Origin of the sequence: Hydrogenophaga sp. (assembly GCF_030373225.1) — a bacterium.
Lineage (GTDB): Bacteria > Pseudomonadota > Gammaproteobacteria > Burkholderiales > Burkholderiaceae_C > Hydrogenophaga.
Genome location: NZ_JAUCZG010000003.1, coordinates 67,006 through 81,447 on the forward strand (window position 1 = coordinate 67,006; position 14,442 = coordinate 81,447).

The 14,442-nt window shown below is 66.7% G+C and carries 12 protein-coding genes; 2 read left to right on the plus strand and 10 right to left on the minus strand.

The genetic code is table 11. From position 1 onward, the window contains the following. Nucleotides 1-16: 16 nt before the first annotated feature. The 7 genes from QUV35_RS02530 to QUV35_RS02560 form a co-directional block, all read right to left on the minus strand. Nucleotides 17-1,081: a VWA domain-containing protein gene (locus QUV35_RS02530; protein ID WP_300870596.1), complete on the minus strand. Its 1,065-nt coding sequence runs from the start codon at nucleotides 1,079-1,081 to the stop codon at nucleotides 17-19. Beyond that, nucleotides 1,078-2,163, minus strand: coding sequence for a DUF58 domain-containing protein (locus tag QUV35_RS02535; RefSeq protein ID WP_300870597.1), 1,086 nt, complete (start codon nucleotides 2,161-2,163; stop codon nucleotides 1,078-1,080). The genes QUV35_RS02530 and QUV35_RS02535 overlap by 4 nt, the downstream gene beginning before the upstream one ends. A 19-nt stretch (nucleotides 2,164-2,182) precedes the next feature. Further along, nucleotides 2,183-3,184, minus strand: coding sequence for a MoxR family ATPase (locus tag QUV35_RS02540; RefSeq protein WP_300870599.1), 1,002 nt, complete (start codon nucleotides 3,182-3,184; stop codon nucleotides 2,183-2,185). A gap of 27 nt (nucleotides 3,185-3,211) precedes the next feature. Continuing rightward, entirely contained in the window at nucleotides 3,212-4,141 is a 930-nt protein-coding gene (locus QUV35_RS02545) for a trypsin-like peptidase domain-containing protein (protein ID WP_300870600.1), read from the minus strand. 52 nt (nucleotides 4,142-4,193) lie between these two features. Further along, entirely contained in the window at nucleotides 4,194-7,094 is a 2,901-nt protein-coding gene (locus QUV35_RS02550) for an aconitate hydratase (protein WP_300870601.1), read from the minus strand. Between the two features lie 163 nt (nucleotides 7,095-7,257). Then, complete coding sequence (locus QUV35_RS02555; RefSeq protein WP_300870602.1) at nucleotides 7,258-7,416, minus strand: DUF3309 family protein; 159 nt, start codon at nucleotides 7,414-7,416, stop codon at nucleotides 7,258-7,260. A 30-nt stretch (nucleotides 7,417-7,446) separates the two neighbouring features. Then, entirely contained in the window at nucleotides 7,447-7,773 is a 327-nt protein-coding gene (locus QUV35_RS02560) for a hypothetical protein (RefSeq protein ID WP_300870603.1), read from the minus strand. Between the two features lie 354 nt (nucleotides 7,774-8,127). On the opposite strand from QUV35_RS02560, the gene QUV35_RS02565 reads away from it, so the two are divergent. After that, nucleotides 8,128-9,285: an OmpA family protein gene (locus QUV35_RS02565; RefSeq protein ID WP_300870605.1), complete on the plus strand. Its 1,158-nt coding sequence runs from the start codon at nucleotides 8,128-8,130 to the stop codon at nucleotides 9,283-9,285. 64 nt (nucleotides 9,286-9,349) lie between these two features. Here the strand turns inward: QUV35_RS02565 and QUV35_RS02570 are convergent, their stop codons facing one another. Beyond that, nucleotides 9,350-9,775, minus strand: a complete 426-nt coding sequence (locus QUV35_RS02570; RefSeq protein ID WP_300870606.1) for a hypothetical protein — start codon at nucleotides 9,773-9,775, stop codon at nucleotides 9,350-9,352. Nucleotides 9,776-9,878: 103 nt separating this feature from the next. Here QUV35_RS02570 and QUV35_RS02575 point away from each other — a divergent pair, with 103 nt between their 5' ends. Next, the gene (locus tag QUV35_RS02575; protein WP_300870608.1) at nucleotides 9,879-10,712 is read left to right on the plus strand and encodes a helix-turn-helix transcriptional regulator; all 834 of its coding nucleotides are present in this window, start codon (nucleotides 9,879-9,881) and stop codon (nucleotides 10,710-10,712) included. Nucleotides 10,713-10,775: 63 nt separating this feature from the next. Here the strand turns inward: QUV35_RS02575 and acnB are convergent, their stop codons facing one another. Both acnB and QUV35_RS02585 read right to left on the minus strand, forming a co-directional pair. Further along, a complete protein-coding gene (gene acnB, locus QUV35_RS02580; protein WP_300870609.1) occupies nucleotides 10,776-13,373 on the minus strand; it encodes a bifunctional aconitate hydratase 2/2-methylisocitrate dehydratase in 2,598 nt (865 codons plus the stop codon). Between the two features lie 66 nt (nucleotides 13,374-13,439). Then, nucleotides 13,440-14,438: an aldolase/citrate lyase family protein gene (locus tag QUV35_RS02585; protein ID WP_300870611.1), complete on the minus strand. Its 999-nt coding sequence runs from the start codon at nucleotides 14,436-14,438 to the stop codon at nucleotides 13,440-13,442. Between the last annotated feature and the right edge of the window lie 4 nt (nucleotides 14,439-14,442).

The window sequence follows — 14,442 nt, forward strand, 5'->3', positions numbered from 1 at the left end:
GCGACCGGCTGCGCCCTCACAGGATCCGGTTGAACCACAGCACCGACAGACCGGCCGCGAACAGCGCCAGGATGGACGCGACCAGGGCCAGCAGGCCGGCGATCTCGGTTTCCTTTTTCTCCACCGTCAGGCGCGTGCTCAGCGTTTCATACACCTTCTTCAGGTTGTCGGCGGTGCCGGCGTAGTAGTACTCGGCCTGGGTGGTGCGGGCCACTTCCTTCAGGCTGTCCTCGTCCAGGCGCACCCGCATGGACCAGCCCTCAAAACCGATCACTTCACCGTCCACCGTGCCCACACCCACGGTGTACACACGCACGCCGCGGTCGGCGGCCATCCTGGCGGCTTCGGCGGTGTCCACGCCGGTGGTGCGCTGGCCGTCGGTCAGCAGGATGATGGCCGCCGAACTGTAGGAGCCGGGTGCCACCGGCACGAACGCCTTGGGCTCGGTCCTGGGCTGGTCGATGGCGCGACCTTGCGGCGCAAACGGGTCGCTGTTGCGGTTGTAGGTCATGGCGCCGATGTCGAAACCCTGGCCGGGAAACAGCTCGGAGAGCGACACGACGATGGCGCTGCCGATGGCGGTCGCGCGCTGCAACTGGAACTTGTCGATCGCGGTCACCAGGTCTTCGCGGCTGAGCGTGATGGGCTGCACCACCTGGGCCGAACCGGCAAAGGCCACGATGCCGACCTTCACATGGCGCGGCAGTTCTGCGAGGAAGGCCTTGGCGGCGTTCTGCGAGGCGACCAGGCGGTTGGGCTGAACGTCTTCGGCGCGCATGCTGCCCGAGACGTCCATGGCCAGGATGATGGTCTGCTCCTGCGAGGGCAACACGATGCTGGCCATGGGCCGTGCGGACGCCAGCAACATGGTGGCAATCGCCAGCAGCAGCAGCACCGGCGGCACATGGCGGCGCCAGCCCGGGCCCTTGCCCATGGCTTCGCGCACGATGGCCAGGCTGGCAAAGCGCACCGCGGCCTGCTTGCGTCGGCGCAGCAGCCACACATAGAGCAGCACCAGCATCGGCAAGGCCAGCATCAGCCAGAGCAGTTGCGGCCACAGAAAGGTGACGGGGATGTTCATGGACGTGTTCCTTCACGTGGGACGCCAAAGCTGCTGCGGTCGCGGCTGGGCATCTGGGTCGGCATGCTGCGGCCGGCCTGGGCGTGTTGGCCGGCGCGCAGGCGGCGCTTGCGCAGGTCGATGAAGCGCACCACCGCTTCGGCCAGGTCGTCGTCGGTGGAGAGTTCCAGCGTGTCGACACCGGCACGCGCCAGGCTCTCGCGCAACTGGGCTTCGCGCTGGGCAGCGATGCGCGCAAAGCGCTGCCTGAAACCGGCATCGTGGGTGTCCACCATCAATTGCTCTCCGGTCTCCGCGTCGCGGATGGGAATCAGGCCGAGGTCGGGCAGCTCGAGCTCCAGCGGATCAAGCAGGCGCACCGCCACCACGTCGTGGCGCCGCGCGAGTTCGCCCAGCGGCTTCTCCCAGCCGGGCTCGCTGATGAAGTCGGACACCACGAAGACGGTGGCACGCTGTCGCACGGTGAACACCGCGGCCTTGAGCAGGTCGCTGAGCTGCGTCACGCCGTCCTTGACCGCGGTCTTCTTCAGCGGCGGCTGAAGCACCATCTGCATCAAACGCAGCACCTGGGTGCGGCCACCGCGCGCGGGCAGCACCGCGTCCACCACCGGTTGTCCGCGCGACCCGTAGAGCACGGCGCCCACGCGGTTGCCGTGGCGCCCGATCAGGCGTGCCAGCACGGCGGTGAAATCGAGCAGCACCTGGCTCTTGCGCTGGTTGCCAGAGCCGAAATCCACCGAGGGGCTGAGGTCGAGCAGGAACCACGCAGCCATCTCGCGGTCTTCGGTGAACACGCGCACATGGGGCTGCTGCAGGCGCGCGGTCACGTTCCAGTCGATGTGGCGCACGTCGTCGTGCAACTGGTATTCGCGCAGGTCGGCCAGGTCCAGGCCCGAGCCGCGCATGAGGGTCTTGTAGTCACCCTGCAGCAACCCGTCGAGCTTGCGCAACACGGTCCATTCGAGGCGCCGCAGCAAGGCGTCGGCCCGCTGCGTCACCGGGGTGGCCAGTGCCTGGCCCGCGACATTCGCGCTCGCCCCGGTGGCGTTTCGATCCGGTCCGAACAGGCGTTTGAAGAACATGGTGGACGTCCGGGCGGGCTCAGGCGGCTCGCTGTTCGTGCTCCAGCGGGCGGGCGGGCGGCGCGATCTGTTTCATGATCTTCGTGATCAAGGACTCGGATGTGAGGCCTTCGGACAAGCCCTCGTACGACAACACCACCCGGTGACGCAACACGTCGGGCACGAGGTCGATCATGTCTTCGGGCAGCGCATAGCTGCGACCGCGCAGCATGGCCAGCGCGCGCGCGCCTTCGACCAGGCCGATGGTGGCGCGCGGGCTGGCGCCGAACGTGATGTAACGGGCGAGGTCCTTCAAGCCGTGCTTCTCGGGTGTGCGCGTGGCCGACACCAGCTTGACCGCGTACTGCACCAGCGAAGGATCGACATACACCTGGCGGCACTGCGCCTGCAGCACCGCCAGCTGATCGGTGGTGGCCACCGCATTCACCTGCACCGCCGGGCCGGTGACACGTTCGACGATGACGAATTCCTCTTCGTCGGTGGGGTAGTCCACCATCACCTTCATCATGAAGCGGTCGACCTGCGCTTCGGGCAGCGGGTAGGTGCCCTCGGTCTCGATCGGGTTCTGCGTGGCCATCACCAGGAACGGGCTGGGCACCTTGTGGGTTTCGCCGGCGATGGTCACCTGACGCTCCTGCATCACCTCGAGCAGCGCGCTCTGCACCTTGGCCGGCGCGCGGTTGATCTCGTCGGCCAGCAGCAGGTTCGCAAACACCGGGCCCAGCGAGGTGCTGAAGTCACCTGTTTTCTGGTTGTAGATGCGGGTGCCCACAAGGTCGGCCGGCACCAGGTCGGGCGTGAACTGGATGCGCTTGAAGCGGCCCTGCACCACGTTGGCCAGGGTCTTGACCGTGAGCGTCTTGGCCAGGCCCGGCACACCTTCGACCAGCAGGTGGCCCTGGGCCAGCATGGCCACCATCACCCGCTCCAGAAACCGGTCCTGACCGACCACCACGCGTTTGACTTCGTACAGGATCTGCTCCATGAGCTGGGCGGTGTCGGGGGCGGCATTCTGGTCCATGGAAACTCCTGTGCGGTGAAAAAAGGTTCAGAAGGGAGGCAAGCCGGCGGCCGATGCGGCGCTTTCAATCGGCACTGCAAAACCGATGCCAACAAAGGTGCGGTGGCTGGTGGGATTGAGGATGCCGGTGACGATGCCGATCACTTCGCCGTCCATGGTGACCAGCGGCCCACCGGAATTGCCGGGGTTGGCCGCGGCATCGAACTGGATCAGGTTGCCGATCTCCTGCACACCTTCGGGGGACTTGAAGGCGCGGTCGAAGCCGGAGATCACACCCGAGGACACCGAAGGACCGATGCCGAACGGAAAGCCCACCGCCACCACGTCTTCGCCAGGCACGAGGTCGTTGGTGGAGCGCATGGTGGCGGCGATGAGGTCGTCGGGAATGATCTGCGCCTGCAACACGGCCAGATCGTTTTCCGGTTGGGCGCCACTCACGGTGGCGGGCGATTCGGAGCCGTCGGCGTAGACCACCCTGACGCTGCGGGCCGACTGCACCACGTGCAGGTTGGTCAGGATGATGCCCTTGTCGGTGATGACCACCCCGGTGCCCACGCCCTGCTCCACTTCCTTGCCCTCGCTGTCCTTGCCGTAAGACATGACGCGCACCACGGCAGGCCGGATCTTCTCGGCGGCACGTGCAGCGCGCGAAGGCAGGTTCTGGGTGGTGAGGGTGCGCAGCACGGCGGCGTCGATGTCTTTCTGCGTGAGTGCGCGCGGGCCCATCACGCCGGCCTGCCACACGCTGGCGACGAGCAGGGCGGCGAGCAAGGCCATGGCCGACCACATGACGCGCGGGCTCACGGCGGCGCGCGATGCGCGCTGGCGCCAGCGCCCGAGCCGACCCACCGGCTTCGGTGCGTCGTCGGCCTCGACCGTCACCGGGTCGCCGGCGCCTGCACCCTGGGTGGGGAGGCCCGCCCGGCTGGACGGGCTGTACAAGGCAGGCTTTCGCATGACGGCTCCTGGTGCGGCTGGAAACACATCATGCCGTTTTGCGGCATTCGGCTCAAGCGCTCAACAATTGCCTGAGCACGTAGGGGAGGATTCCGCCTTCGCGGTAGTAGCTCACCTCCACCGGCGTGTCGATGCGAAGCGTCACCGTGACGGACTGGCTCGAACCATCGGTGCGCGTGATCACGAGTTGCGCATCACTTTGGGGCGTGAGCTCGGGGTGCGGCAGCACATCGATCGTTTCATCCCCCCGCAGCCCCAGGCTTTGCCAGGAGTCGCCGGCCTTGAACTGCAGCGGCAGCACGCCCATGCCCACCAGGTTGGAGCGGTGGATGCGCTCGAAGCTGCGTGCCACCACCGCCTTGATGCCCAGCAACTGCGTGCCCTTGGCGGCCCAGTCGCGGCTGGAACCGGTGCCGTACTCCTCGCCGGCAAAGATCACGGTGGGCACCCTGGCGGTCTGGTAACGCATGGCAGCGTCGAAGATGCTCATCTTCTGGCCGTGGCCTGTGCCTTCCTGCTGGTAGAGCGTCCAGCCGCCCTCCTCGATCGTGCCATCGGCTGCGGCGGCGAGCATCAGGTTCTTGATGCGCACGTTGGCAAAGGTGCCGCGCATCATCACATCGTGGTGACCCCGGCGCGCGCCGTAGCTGTTGAAGTCGGCCTTGAGCACGCCGCGCGCCAGCAGCCACTGACCCGCCGGCGAGTTCTCGGCGATGTTGCCCGCCGGCGAGATGTGGTCGGTGGTGATGGAGTCGCCGAACAAGGCCATCACGCGCGCGCCACGAACGGCGGGCGGCTCGGTGGCGGCAGGCAGGGCCAGCTCGAACGATTCAAAGAACGGCGGCTCGGCGATGTAGGAGCTCTCTGGCCAGGTGTAGGTGTTGCCGCTCACGCCCTTGATGCGCTCCCACAGCTTGCCGGGCTCGGTCTTCACGCGTGCATAGTTCTCGCGGTAGGCGCGCCCGTTCATGGCGAACTTCATCAGGTCGTAGATCTCGTCGCTGGAGGGCCAGATGTCGCCCAGGTACACCGGCTTGCCACCTTTGCCTTTGCCCAGAGGCTCGGTCATGAGGTCGGTCATCACGTTGCCGGCGATGGCGTACGCCACCACCAGTGGCGGGCTGGCCAGGAAATTGGCCTTGATGTTGGGGTGGATGCGGGCCTCGAAGTTCCGGTTGCCCGAAAGCACCGCAGCGCAGATCAGGTCGTTGCTGGTGATGACCTCGTTGAGTTCGGCGGTGAGGTCGCCAGAATTGCCGATGCAGGTGGTGCAGCCGTAACCCGCGACCGCGAAGCCGAGCTTCTCCAGGTAGGGCAGCAGGCCGGTCTGCGTGAGGTATTCGGTGACGATGCGCGAGCCGGGGGCGAGCGAGGTCTTGATGTGGGGCTTGACCTTCAGGCCGGCCTCGACCGCCTTCCTGGCCAGCAAGCCGGCGGCCAGCAGCACCCCCGGGTTGGAAGTGTTGGTGCAGCTGGTAATGGCTGCGATCAGCACGTCGCCGTTGCCGATGCTCAGCTTGCTGCCTTTGCTCGCTGCGGGGGGCGCGGCCTCGGCGGTGACCACCGCGGGTTTGTTGGCCTCCATCTCGGCCACGAAGCGCGGCGCACCCGCTGGCGTGGGCCGGGGCTCGCCGGACGCCACCGTGTCCACCTCGTCACCGGTGTGCGGCTGGTGGCGCGTGTGCAGCAGCGCGGCGGGCCGGTTGAAGCCGTTTTGCGCGTTGGGCTTGCTGAACAGCTCGGCGAACTGGCTGGCCACCTGGCCCAGCTCGATGCGGTCCTGCGGGCGCTTGGGGCCAGCCAGGCTGGGCGTGACCTTGCCAAGGTCCAACGTCACCACCTGCGAATAGTTGATCTCGCCAGCCTTGATGGAAGCACCCGGCGCTCCCGGCACACCGAAGATGCCCTGCGCGCGGAAATAAGCCTCGAACGCCTCGATCTCCGCCTTGCTGCGGCCGGTGCCGCGGAAGTAATCCAGCGTCTTGTTGTCCACCGGAAAGAAACCCATGGTGGCGCCGTACTCGGGTGCCATGTTGGCGATGGTCGCGCGGTCGGGCAGGGCCAGCGAGGCCGTGCCCTCGCCGAAAAATTCGACGAACTTGCCCACCACCTTGTGCTGCCTGAGGATCTCGGTGACCGTGAGCACCAGGTCGGTCGCGGTCACGCCTTCGCGCAGGCGCCCGGTGAGCTCGAACCCCACCACATCGGGCATGAGGAAATACACCGGCTGGCCCAGCATGGCGGCCTCGGCCTCGATGCCGCCCACGCCCCAACCCACCACGCCAATGCCGTTGATCATCGTGGTGTGGCTGTCGGTGCCCACCAGCGTGTCGGGGTAGTACAGGCCGCCCTTCATGTGCACACCGCGCGCCAGGTACTCCAGGTTGACCTGGTGCACGATGCCGAAGCCCGGGGGCACCACACCGAAGGTGTCGAAGGCCTGCATGCCCCACTTCATGAACTGGTAGCGCTCGTTGTTGCGCTGGAATTCCAGCTTCATGTTGAGATCGAGCGCACCCTTGGTGCCGAAGTGGTCGACCATGACCGAGTGGTCGACCACCAGATCCACCGGCACCAGCGGCTCGATCTTCTTCGGGTCCCGTCCCAGGCGCGCAGCCACGCTGCGCATGGCGGCCAGATCGGCCAGCAGCGGCACACCGGTGAAGTCCTGAAGCACCACGCGCGCCACGGTGAACGGGATCTCCTGCGTGCGTTCGCCGTTGGGCGTCCACCGGGCGAGCTGGGCCACGTGTTCGGGCATCACACGTTCGCCATCGCAGTGGCGCAGCACGCTCTCGAGCACGATGCGCAGCGACACCGGCAGACGCTTGAGTTCGGGGAACTGTCTGGCGAGGGCCGGCAGCGAATACAGGCGCCCGCTCTTGCCCGATGCGGTCTTGAAGGTCTTGACGGTGTTGGCAAACGGGTGCGCAAAGCGGGCGGATGGGGCCATGAATATCTCCAGGTGAGGGCGAGCGGGACGAAATCATTCTGTCAGCAGCACGGTTGCCCACGCTGACAGTGGTGAATTGCCCGCCAGCAAGGCACGAAGCCCCCACAGGTGGACCTGTGGAGGCTTCTTGAAAACGCAGTCACCCGCTGGGGTGACGGGGGTGTCAGAGTCTGCCGGTCAGCAGCAAGACCACCACGATGATCAGGATGACGCCGAGCACGCCGCTGGGGCCGTAGCCCCAGCTGCGGCTGTGGTTCCAGCTGGGCACCACGCCCAACAGCATCAAGACCAGCACGATCAAGAGAATCGTTCCAATGCTCATGTTGTTCTCCAGTGCAGGTTCGGTTGCCGATTACTTGGCTGGCTCGGCAGGTGGCAACACGATCACGGTGTCGCCGGTTTTGCCGGTGTCGCCCGTGGCGCCGGTGGCGCCCGCGCCGCCAGTGGCGCCGGTGTCACCGGTCGCGCCCGTGCTGCCGGTGTAGCCGGTGGAACCCGTCGCGCCAGTGGAACCGGTGGAGCCCATGGACCCGGTGGAGCCCGTGTCGCCGGTGGCGCCAGCAGGGCCGGCGGGACCTGGAACGGTCGAAGCGGGCGCGTTCACGATGACGGGTTCACGGTCGCAGGCGGCCAGAACGAAGGTGGATGCGACAGCGATCAGCAAGAGTGCTTTTTTCATGAGATGTTCCTTGTGGAGTCTGCGACCGTGGCTTGAGCGGTTGCGCGAGTTGCACGGTCCGACCGACAAAACACATGCCCATTGCATGAACCTCGTCGGTGTTTGAAGAGCGTAGGGTTCCGCGTCAAAAACATCTGTTCGCTGGCGAACGCCCGGCGCGCGCTGCATGCAAATACACAACGCTTTTGTGTCGGCAAAACAACCCGCGCCGCACTGTGTCTGCGAGCGCACAGACCCTGCACAGGCACCCGCATAAAAACGGTTCTGACAACGCGATGCCTGCCACCCACGGTGCGCTCACGTTGCTGATATCCCTTCGTGCAAACGAAGTTCCACGCCTCTTGAAAGCACCTCATGAAAACCCGTCACGCCCTCAGCGCACTGACCCTCGCCACCCTCTCGCTCGTCGCCACTTCGGCCTCCGCTCAATACCAGGAACCTGGTTTCTTCTACGGCGGCGTGTCCGCTGGTGAAGCCCGCGCCAAGGTGGATGAAGCCGCTGTGGCCAATGGCGCGCTGGGTGCCTTCGGCCCCGCCTCCAACTTCAGCAGCGACGAAAAAGACACCGGCTACAAGCTCTTCGGTGGCTACCAGTTCAACCGCAACATCGCGGTTGAAGGTGGCTACTTCGATCTGGGCAAGTCGACTTTCTCGTCCACGACCCTCGGCGGCCCGTTCAACAACGAAACGCGCATGCGCGGCCTGAACCTTGACCTGGTCGGCACGCTGCCGATCACCGAGCGTTTCTCGGTGCTGGGTCGCGTTGGCGTGGCCATGGGCCGCACCCGCGCTTCGTTCAGTGGCGCTGGCGCCACCGCCGCCGGCGTGCAAGACCGCAACGACACCAAGGCCAACGCCAAAGTGGGTCTGGGCGTTCAATACGAACTGAGCCGCTCGCTGTGGTTGCGCACCGAACTCGAGCGCTATCGGGTCAACAACGGCGTGAACGGCCGCACCAACGTCGACATGCTGACGGTGGGCCTGGTGTTCCCGTTGAACCGCGCACCCGCACAGCCCGCCTACGTGGCCGCAGCACCTGCGCCTTACGTGGCACCGGCACCGGCTCCCGCACCGATCGTGCAGGCACCAGCGCCCGCACCGGCACCCATGCCCGCACCGGCACCCGTGCCCCAGCGCGTGAGCATGTCTGCCGAGTCGCTGTTCGGTTTCGACGCGTCTGCCGTGAAGCCCGAAGGCCGCGCCGAGCTCGACAAGTTCGCCCGTGACCTCTCCAGCGCCAACTACCAGACCGTGACCGTCGAAGGCCACACCGACCGCCTCGGCTCGGACGCCTACAACCAGAAGCTGTCGGAAGAGCGTGCCAACGCTGTCAAGAACTACCTCGTGACCAGCGGTCGCCTGGACGGCTCGAAGATCTCGGCCGTGGGCAAGGGCGAATCCATGCCCGTGACCAAGGCGGAAGACTGCAAGGGCAACCAGCGCACCGCCGCGCTGGTGGCCTGCCTGCAGCCCGATCGCCGCGTTGACGTGGAAGTGACCGGCACACGCTGATCGTTCCCTGTCTTCGGACAAGAAAAAGGCGGCCTTCGGGCCGCTTTTTCATGGGCTGTGCCCATCAGGCCGCCAGCACCCGGGGCGGGAGCCTGGCCAGGCCGCGCCATCCCGTCCATTGCAGTTCGGCCAGCAGGAATACCACCACCGCCTGCATCAGCAGATAGCCCAGGCCCAGCGGCGTGGGGGAGACAGCGCCGCCGAATGCGAGCCAAAGACAGGCCAGCGCCCAGGCGAGGTTGAGCAGCACGATCGCCATCAAGGGCGCGCGCGGCGGCAGGGCCTGCAGCGCGAGCCAGCCCGCCAGCGCCACGAAGGCAACGATGGCCATGCCGGAAGCCTGCAACAGCCCGGCGGGCAGGCCCAGCCAGGTCGAGAGCGTTGGCGCCAGCAGAAGGTGCAGGGCAGCGGTGGCGGCGCCCGAGAGCGCATCGAATGCCAGCACACGGCGCAGCACGGCGGGCGAACCCAGGCGGGACAGGTCGAACATGGCGAACTCCTTGGGGTGGTTGAAGAACCCCGATGCTGTGCCTGCCGGCGCAGGGCGTCGATGACCTCGCAGGTCATGGTGGGGCCGCCCTGGGCGACCTACCATGCGGGTCATGAACACGCCTGCCCTCCCCCACCGAAGCACCCCACCCGTGACATTCGGCGACCACCTGCGTCACTGGCGCCGGCGCCGGCGCTTCAGCCAGATGGACCTCGCGCACGTGGCCGAGGTCTCGGCACGCCACCTGAGTTGCGTGGAGACCGGCCGCGCGAGCCCGAGCCGCGAGATGGTGCTGCGCCTGGTCGAGCGCCTGGACGTGCCCCTGCGCGAGCGCAACGACTGGCTGGTGGCAGCGGGCTTTGCGCCGATGTACCGCGCGCGGCCTCTGGACGATCCCGAGATGGCCTCGGCACGGGACGCCGTCCAGCGCATCCTCGACTGCCACGCGCCCTGGCCCGCGCTGGCGATGGACCGCCACTGGAACCTGGTGATGCACAACCGCCTGGTGCCGCTGCTCATCGCCGGTGCTGCACCCGAGCTGCTGCAGGGCCAGGTGAACGTGCTGCGCCTGAGCCTGCACCCGCAAGGCCTGGCGCCCCGCATCGCCAACCTGCGGCAATGGCGCGAGCACCTGTTCGAACGCCTGCGCCAGCAGATCCGCGCCACCGGCGACGCGGCGCTGATGGCCCTGCTGAAGGAACTCCAGGCGTTCCCGGATGTGTCGGGCACGCAGGCCGTGGCCCTGCCCGGCGAACACCCGGGCGTGCTCATGCCGTTTCAGTTCCAGACCGAACACGGTGCGCTGCAACTGGTGAGCACCACCACGGTGTTCGGCTCACCGGTCGACATCACGTTGCAGGAGCTGGCGCTGGAGACCTTCTTTCCTGCCGATGAGGCCAGTGCCCGGCTGTTGCGCGCGCTGGCGGCGCAAGGATGAAAAAAGCCGCTGCGGTCGCAGCGGCTTTCAACGTTCAAGGCGCCGACGCTGCGACGCGAGCGATCACACCGTTTTGGCGGTGTCCGCGTACTCTTCGATCTGGTCGAAGTTCAGGTACTTGTAGATCTGGCTGCCGTCCTTGTTGATCACGCCCATGTCGGCCTGGTACTCGGCGACGGTGGGAATGCGACCCAGCTTGGAGGCAATCGCCGCCAGCTCGGCCGAAGCCAGGTACACGTTGGTGTTCTTGCCCAGGCGGTTGGGGAAGTTGCGCGTGGAAGTCGAAACCACGGTGGCGCCTTCACGCACCTGCGCCTGGTTGCCCATGCACAGCGAGCAGCCAGGCATTTCGGTGCGCGCACCGGCGGTGCCGAACACGCCGTAATGGCCTTCCTTGGTCAACTCGGCCGCGTCCATCTTGGTCGGTGGAGCGATCCAGAGCTTCACCGGAATGTCGCGCTTGCCTTCGAGCAGCTTGGAGGCTGCCCGGAAGTGGCCGATGTTGGTCATGCACGAACCGATGAACACCTCGTCGATCTTGGCGCCGGCCACTTCGCTCAGCAGCCGGGCGTCGTCGGGATCGTTCGGGCAGCACAGCACGGGTTCGGTGAGGTCGGCCAGGTCGATTTCGATCACGGCCGCGTACTCGGCGTCCTTGTCGGCTTCGAGCAGGCTCGGGTTGGCCAGCCAGGCCTCGACCTTCTCGATGCGGCGCGCGAGCGTGCGTGCGTCGGCGTATCCGTCGGCGATCATGTTCTTCATCAGCACCACGTTGCTGGTGAGGTATTCCTTGATCGGCTCGGGGTTGAGCTTCACCGTGCAACCAGCGGCCGAGCGTTCGGCCGACGCGTCGGAGAGCTCGAACGCCTGCTCCACCTTCAGATCGGGCAGGCCTTCGATCTCCAGGATGCGGCCGGAGAACACGTTCTTCTTGCCGGCCTTGGCCACGGTCAGCAGGCCGGCGCGAATGGCATACAGCGGGATCGCGTGCACGAGGTCGCGCAGCGTGATGCCGGGCTGCATCTGGCCCTTGAAGCGCACCAGCACCGATTCAGGCATGTCCAGCGGCATCACGCCGGTGGCCGCACCAAACGCCACCAGACCGGAGCCGGCAGGGAAGCTGATGCCGATCGGAAAACGCGTGTGCGAATCACCACCGGTGCCCACGGTGTCGGGCAGCAGCAGGCGGTTGAGCCAGCTGTGGATCACACCGTCTCCAGGGCGCAGGGCCACGCCGCCGCGGTTGCTGATGAAGGCTGGCAGCTCGCGGTGGGTCTTCACGTCCACGGGTTTGGGGTAGGCGGCCGTGTGGCAGAAGCTCTGCATCACCAGGTCGGCACTGAAGCCCAGGCAGGCCAGGTCTTTCAGTTCGTCGCGGGTCATGGGGCCGGTGGTGTCCTGGCTGCCGACGGTGGTCATGCGTGGCTCGCAGTAGGTGCCCGGGCGCACGCCCTGGCCTTCGGGCAGACCCACCGCGCGGCCCACCATCTTTTGCGCCAGCGTGTAGCCGGCCTTGGTCGCCACGGGCGTGGTCGGCAGGCGGAACAGCGTGGAGGCGGGCAGGCCCAGGAACTCGCGCGCCTTGGCGGTGAGAGAGCGGCCGATGATCAGGTTGATGCGGCCGCCGGCGCGCACTTCGTCGAACAGCACGTCGCTCTTGAGCTTGAACTCGACCACCGTCTCGCCGTTGCGCACGATCTTGCCGTCGTAGGGCATCACGTCGACGACGTCGCCCATCTCGAGTTTGCTCACGTCGACTTCGATCGGCAGCGAGCCCGAGTCTTCCTGCGTGTTGAAAAAGATCGGCGCGATCTTGCCGCCCAGCGTCACGCCACCAAAGCGCTTGTTGGGCACGAAGGGAATGTCTTGCCCCGTGGCCCAGATCACCGAGTTGGTGGCCGACTTGCGGCTGGAGCCGGTGCCCACCACGTCGCCCACGTAGGCCACCAGATGGCCCTTTTTCTTCAGGTCTTCAATGAACTGCATCGGGCCGCGCTTGCCGTCTTCTTCGGGCTTGAAGGCCGCGCCTTCGCGCGTGTTCTTCAGCATGGCCAGGTAGTGCAGCGGAATGTCGGGGCGGCTCCAGGCGTCGGGCGCTGGAGAAAGGTCGTCGGTGTTGGTCTCGCCGGGCACCTTGAACACGGTCACGGTGATCGACTTCGGCACTTCGGGGCGCGTGGTGAACCACTCCGCGTTGGCCCAGCTCTCGATCACTTCTTTCGCCTTGGCGTTGCCGGCCTTGGCCTTCGCCGCCACGTCGTTGAAGAAGTCGAACATCAGCAGCGTCTTCTTCAGGCCTTCGGCTGCAACCGCGGCCACGTCTTCCTGGTCGAGCAGGTCGATCAGCGGGTGCACGTTGTAGCCACCCACCATGGTGCCCAACAGCTCGGTGGCCTTGGCCTTGGAAACAAGACCCACGGCGATGTCGCCATGCGCCACGGCGGCCAGGAAGCTGGCCTTGACCTTGGCGGCGTCGTCCACGCCCGGCGGCACGCGGTGCGTGAGCAGGTCCAGCAGAAACGCGTCTTCCCCGGCCGGCGGCGCCTTGACCAGTTCGATCAGGTCGGCAACCTGCTTCGCATCGAGCGGCAGCGGCGGAATGCCCAGGGCCGCGCGTTCGGCGGTGTGGGCGCGGTAGTCGGTGAGAAAGGTGTTGGACATGGCGTTCTCCAGTGGGAAGGGATGTTCGTGGGAATCAGGAAACAGATGTGAACGAGGCGAACAAGCTCAATGCCGCGCCTCGACGGGCTCGTTGAAAAACGGCTGCACAGCCTCAGGCAGCGGCAGGCCGGTGTGGTGCGCGCGCTCCAGCACCTGCCAGTAATAGCGGTAGCTCGCGCGGTCGTGCAGGCGACCTTCGAACTGCACCGGCGCCCAGTCGGCTGCCATGGCGCACTCGATGAGGGCCGCGGCGGTGTCGACCTCGCGCGCCAATGGCGCAAACGCGGCAAGGATGGGCCGGATCTGGTCGGGATGGATGCTCCACATGCGGGTGTAGCCCAGTTCGCGGGCTGCTGTGCGTGCGGCGTTCTGCAGCGCGGCGAGGTCCTTGAATTCGGTGACAACGCAGTGCGAGGGCACCTTGCCGTGCGCGTGGCAGGCCGAGGCGATGGCCAGCTTGGCCCGCAGCACCAGCGGGTGGCTGAACTGGCCCGCCACGCTCATGCCGTCTGCAGGGATGGCCCCACCGTGCGCGGACACGAAGTCCATCAGGCCGAAGCTCAGGCTTTGCACGCGGGGGTGGGCGGCGATGTCGAAGGCACGGTGCACCGCGGCGGGTGACTCGATGAGCACATGCAGCGGCAGTGCCGATGCGCCCGCGGCATCGAGTGCGGCCACGGCGCGCTGCACATCGGCCACCGACTCCACCTTGGGCACCATCAGGTGTGCCAGATGCTCTGCCGCGCGTCCGGCGATGGTGGCCACGTCGGCATCGAACGCCGGATGGTCCACCGGGTGTACGCGAACCGCGACACGCGCATCGACCGCAGCGGCCTGGGCCAGTTCGGTGACGAGCAAGGCATGTTCGGCCTCGCCGCCCACCGGGGCGCCGTCTTCGCAGTCGAGCGTCACGTCGAACACGCAGGTGCCGAACTCCTCGGCCATCTCGGCCTGCAGCGCGAGGCTCTTCCTCATCCGCGCCTCCACCCCGCTGTAGTGGTCACAGACCGGCAGCGCGAACGCGCCGGCCTGAGCCCCGAGCAGAATGGAACGTGGATGGGTCACTTCG

Bases quoted from the DNA above. Each gene is read 5' to 3' on its own strand.
- QUV35_RS02530 (WP_300870596.1), bottom strand. From the start codon at position 1,081: ATGAACATCCCCGTCACCTTTCTGTGGCCGCAACTGCTCTGGCTGATG.
- QUV35_RS02535 (WP_300870597.1), bottom strand. From the start codon at position 2,163: ATGTTCTTCAAACGCCTGTTCGGACCGGATCGAAACGCCACCGGGGCG.
- QUV35_RS02540 (WP_300870599.1), bottom strand. From the start codon at position 3,184: ATGGACCAGAATGCCGCCCCCGACACCGCCCAGCTCATGGAGCAGATC.
- QUV35_RS02545 (WP_300870600.1), bottom strand. From the start codon at position 4,141: ATGCGAAAGCCTGCCTTGTACAGCCCGTCCAGCCGGGCGGGCCTCCCC.
- QUV35_RS02550 (WP_300870601.1), bottom strand. From the start codon at position 7,094: ATGGCCCCATCCGCCCGCTTTGCGCACCCGTTTGCCAACACCGTCAAG.
- QUV35_RS02555 (WP_300870602.1), bottom strand. From the start codon at position 7,416: ATGAGCATTGGAACGATTCTCTTGATCGTGCTGGTCTTGATGCTGTTG.
- QUV35_RS02560 (WP_300870603.1), bottom strand. From the start codon at position 7,773: ATGAAAAAAGCACTCTTGCTGATCGCTGTCGCATCCACCTTCGTTCTG.
- QUV35_RS02565 (WP_300870605.1), top strand. From the start codon at position 8,128: ATGAAAACCCGTCACGCCCTCAGCGCACTGACCCTCGCCACCCTCTCG.
- QUV35_RS02570 (WP_300870606.1), bottom strand. From the start codon at position 9,775: ATGTTCGACCTGTCCCGCCTGGGTTCGCCCGCCGTGCTGCGCCGTGTG.
- QUV35_RS02575 (WP_300870608.1), top strand. From the start codon at position 9,879: ATGCGGGTCATGAACACGCCTGCCCTCCCCCACCGAAGCACCCCACCC.
- acnB (WP_300870609.1), bottom strand. From the start codon at position 13,373: ATGTCCAACACCTTTCTCACCGACTACCGCGCCCACACCGCCGAACGC.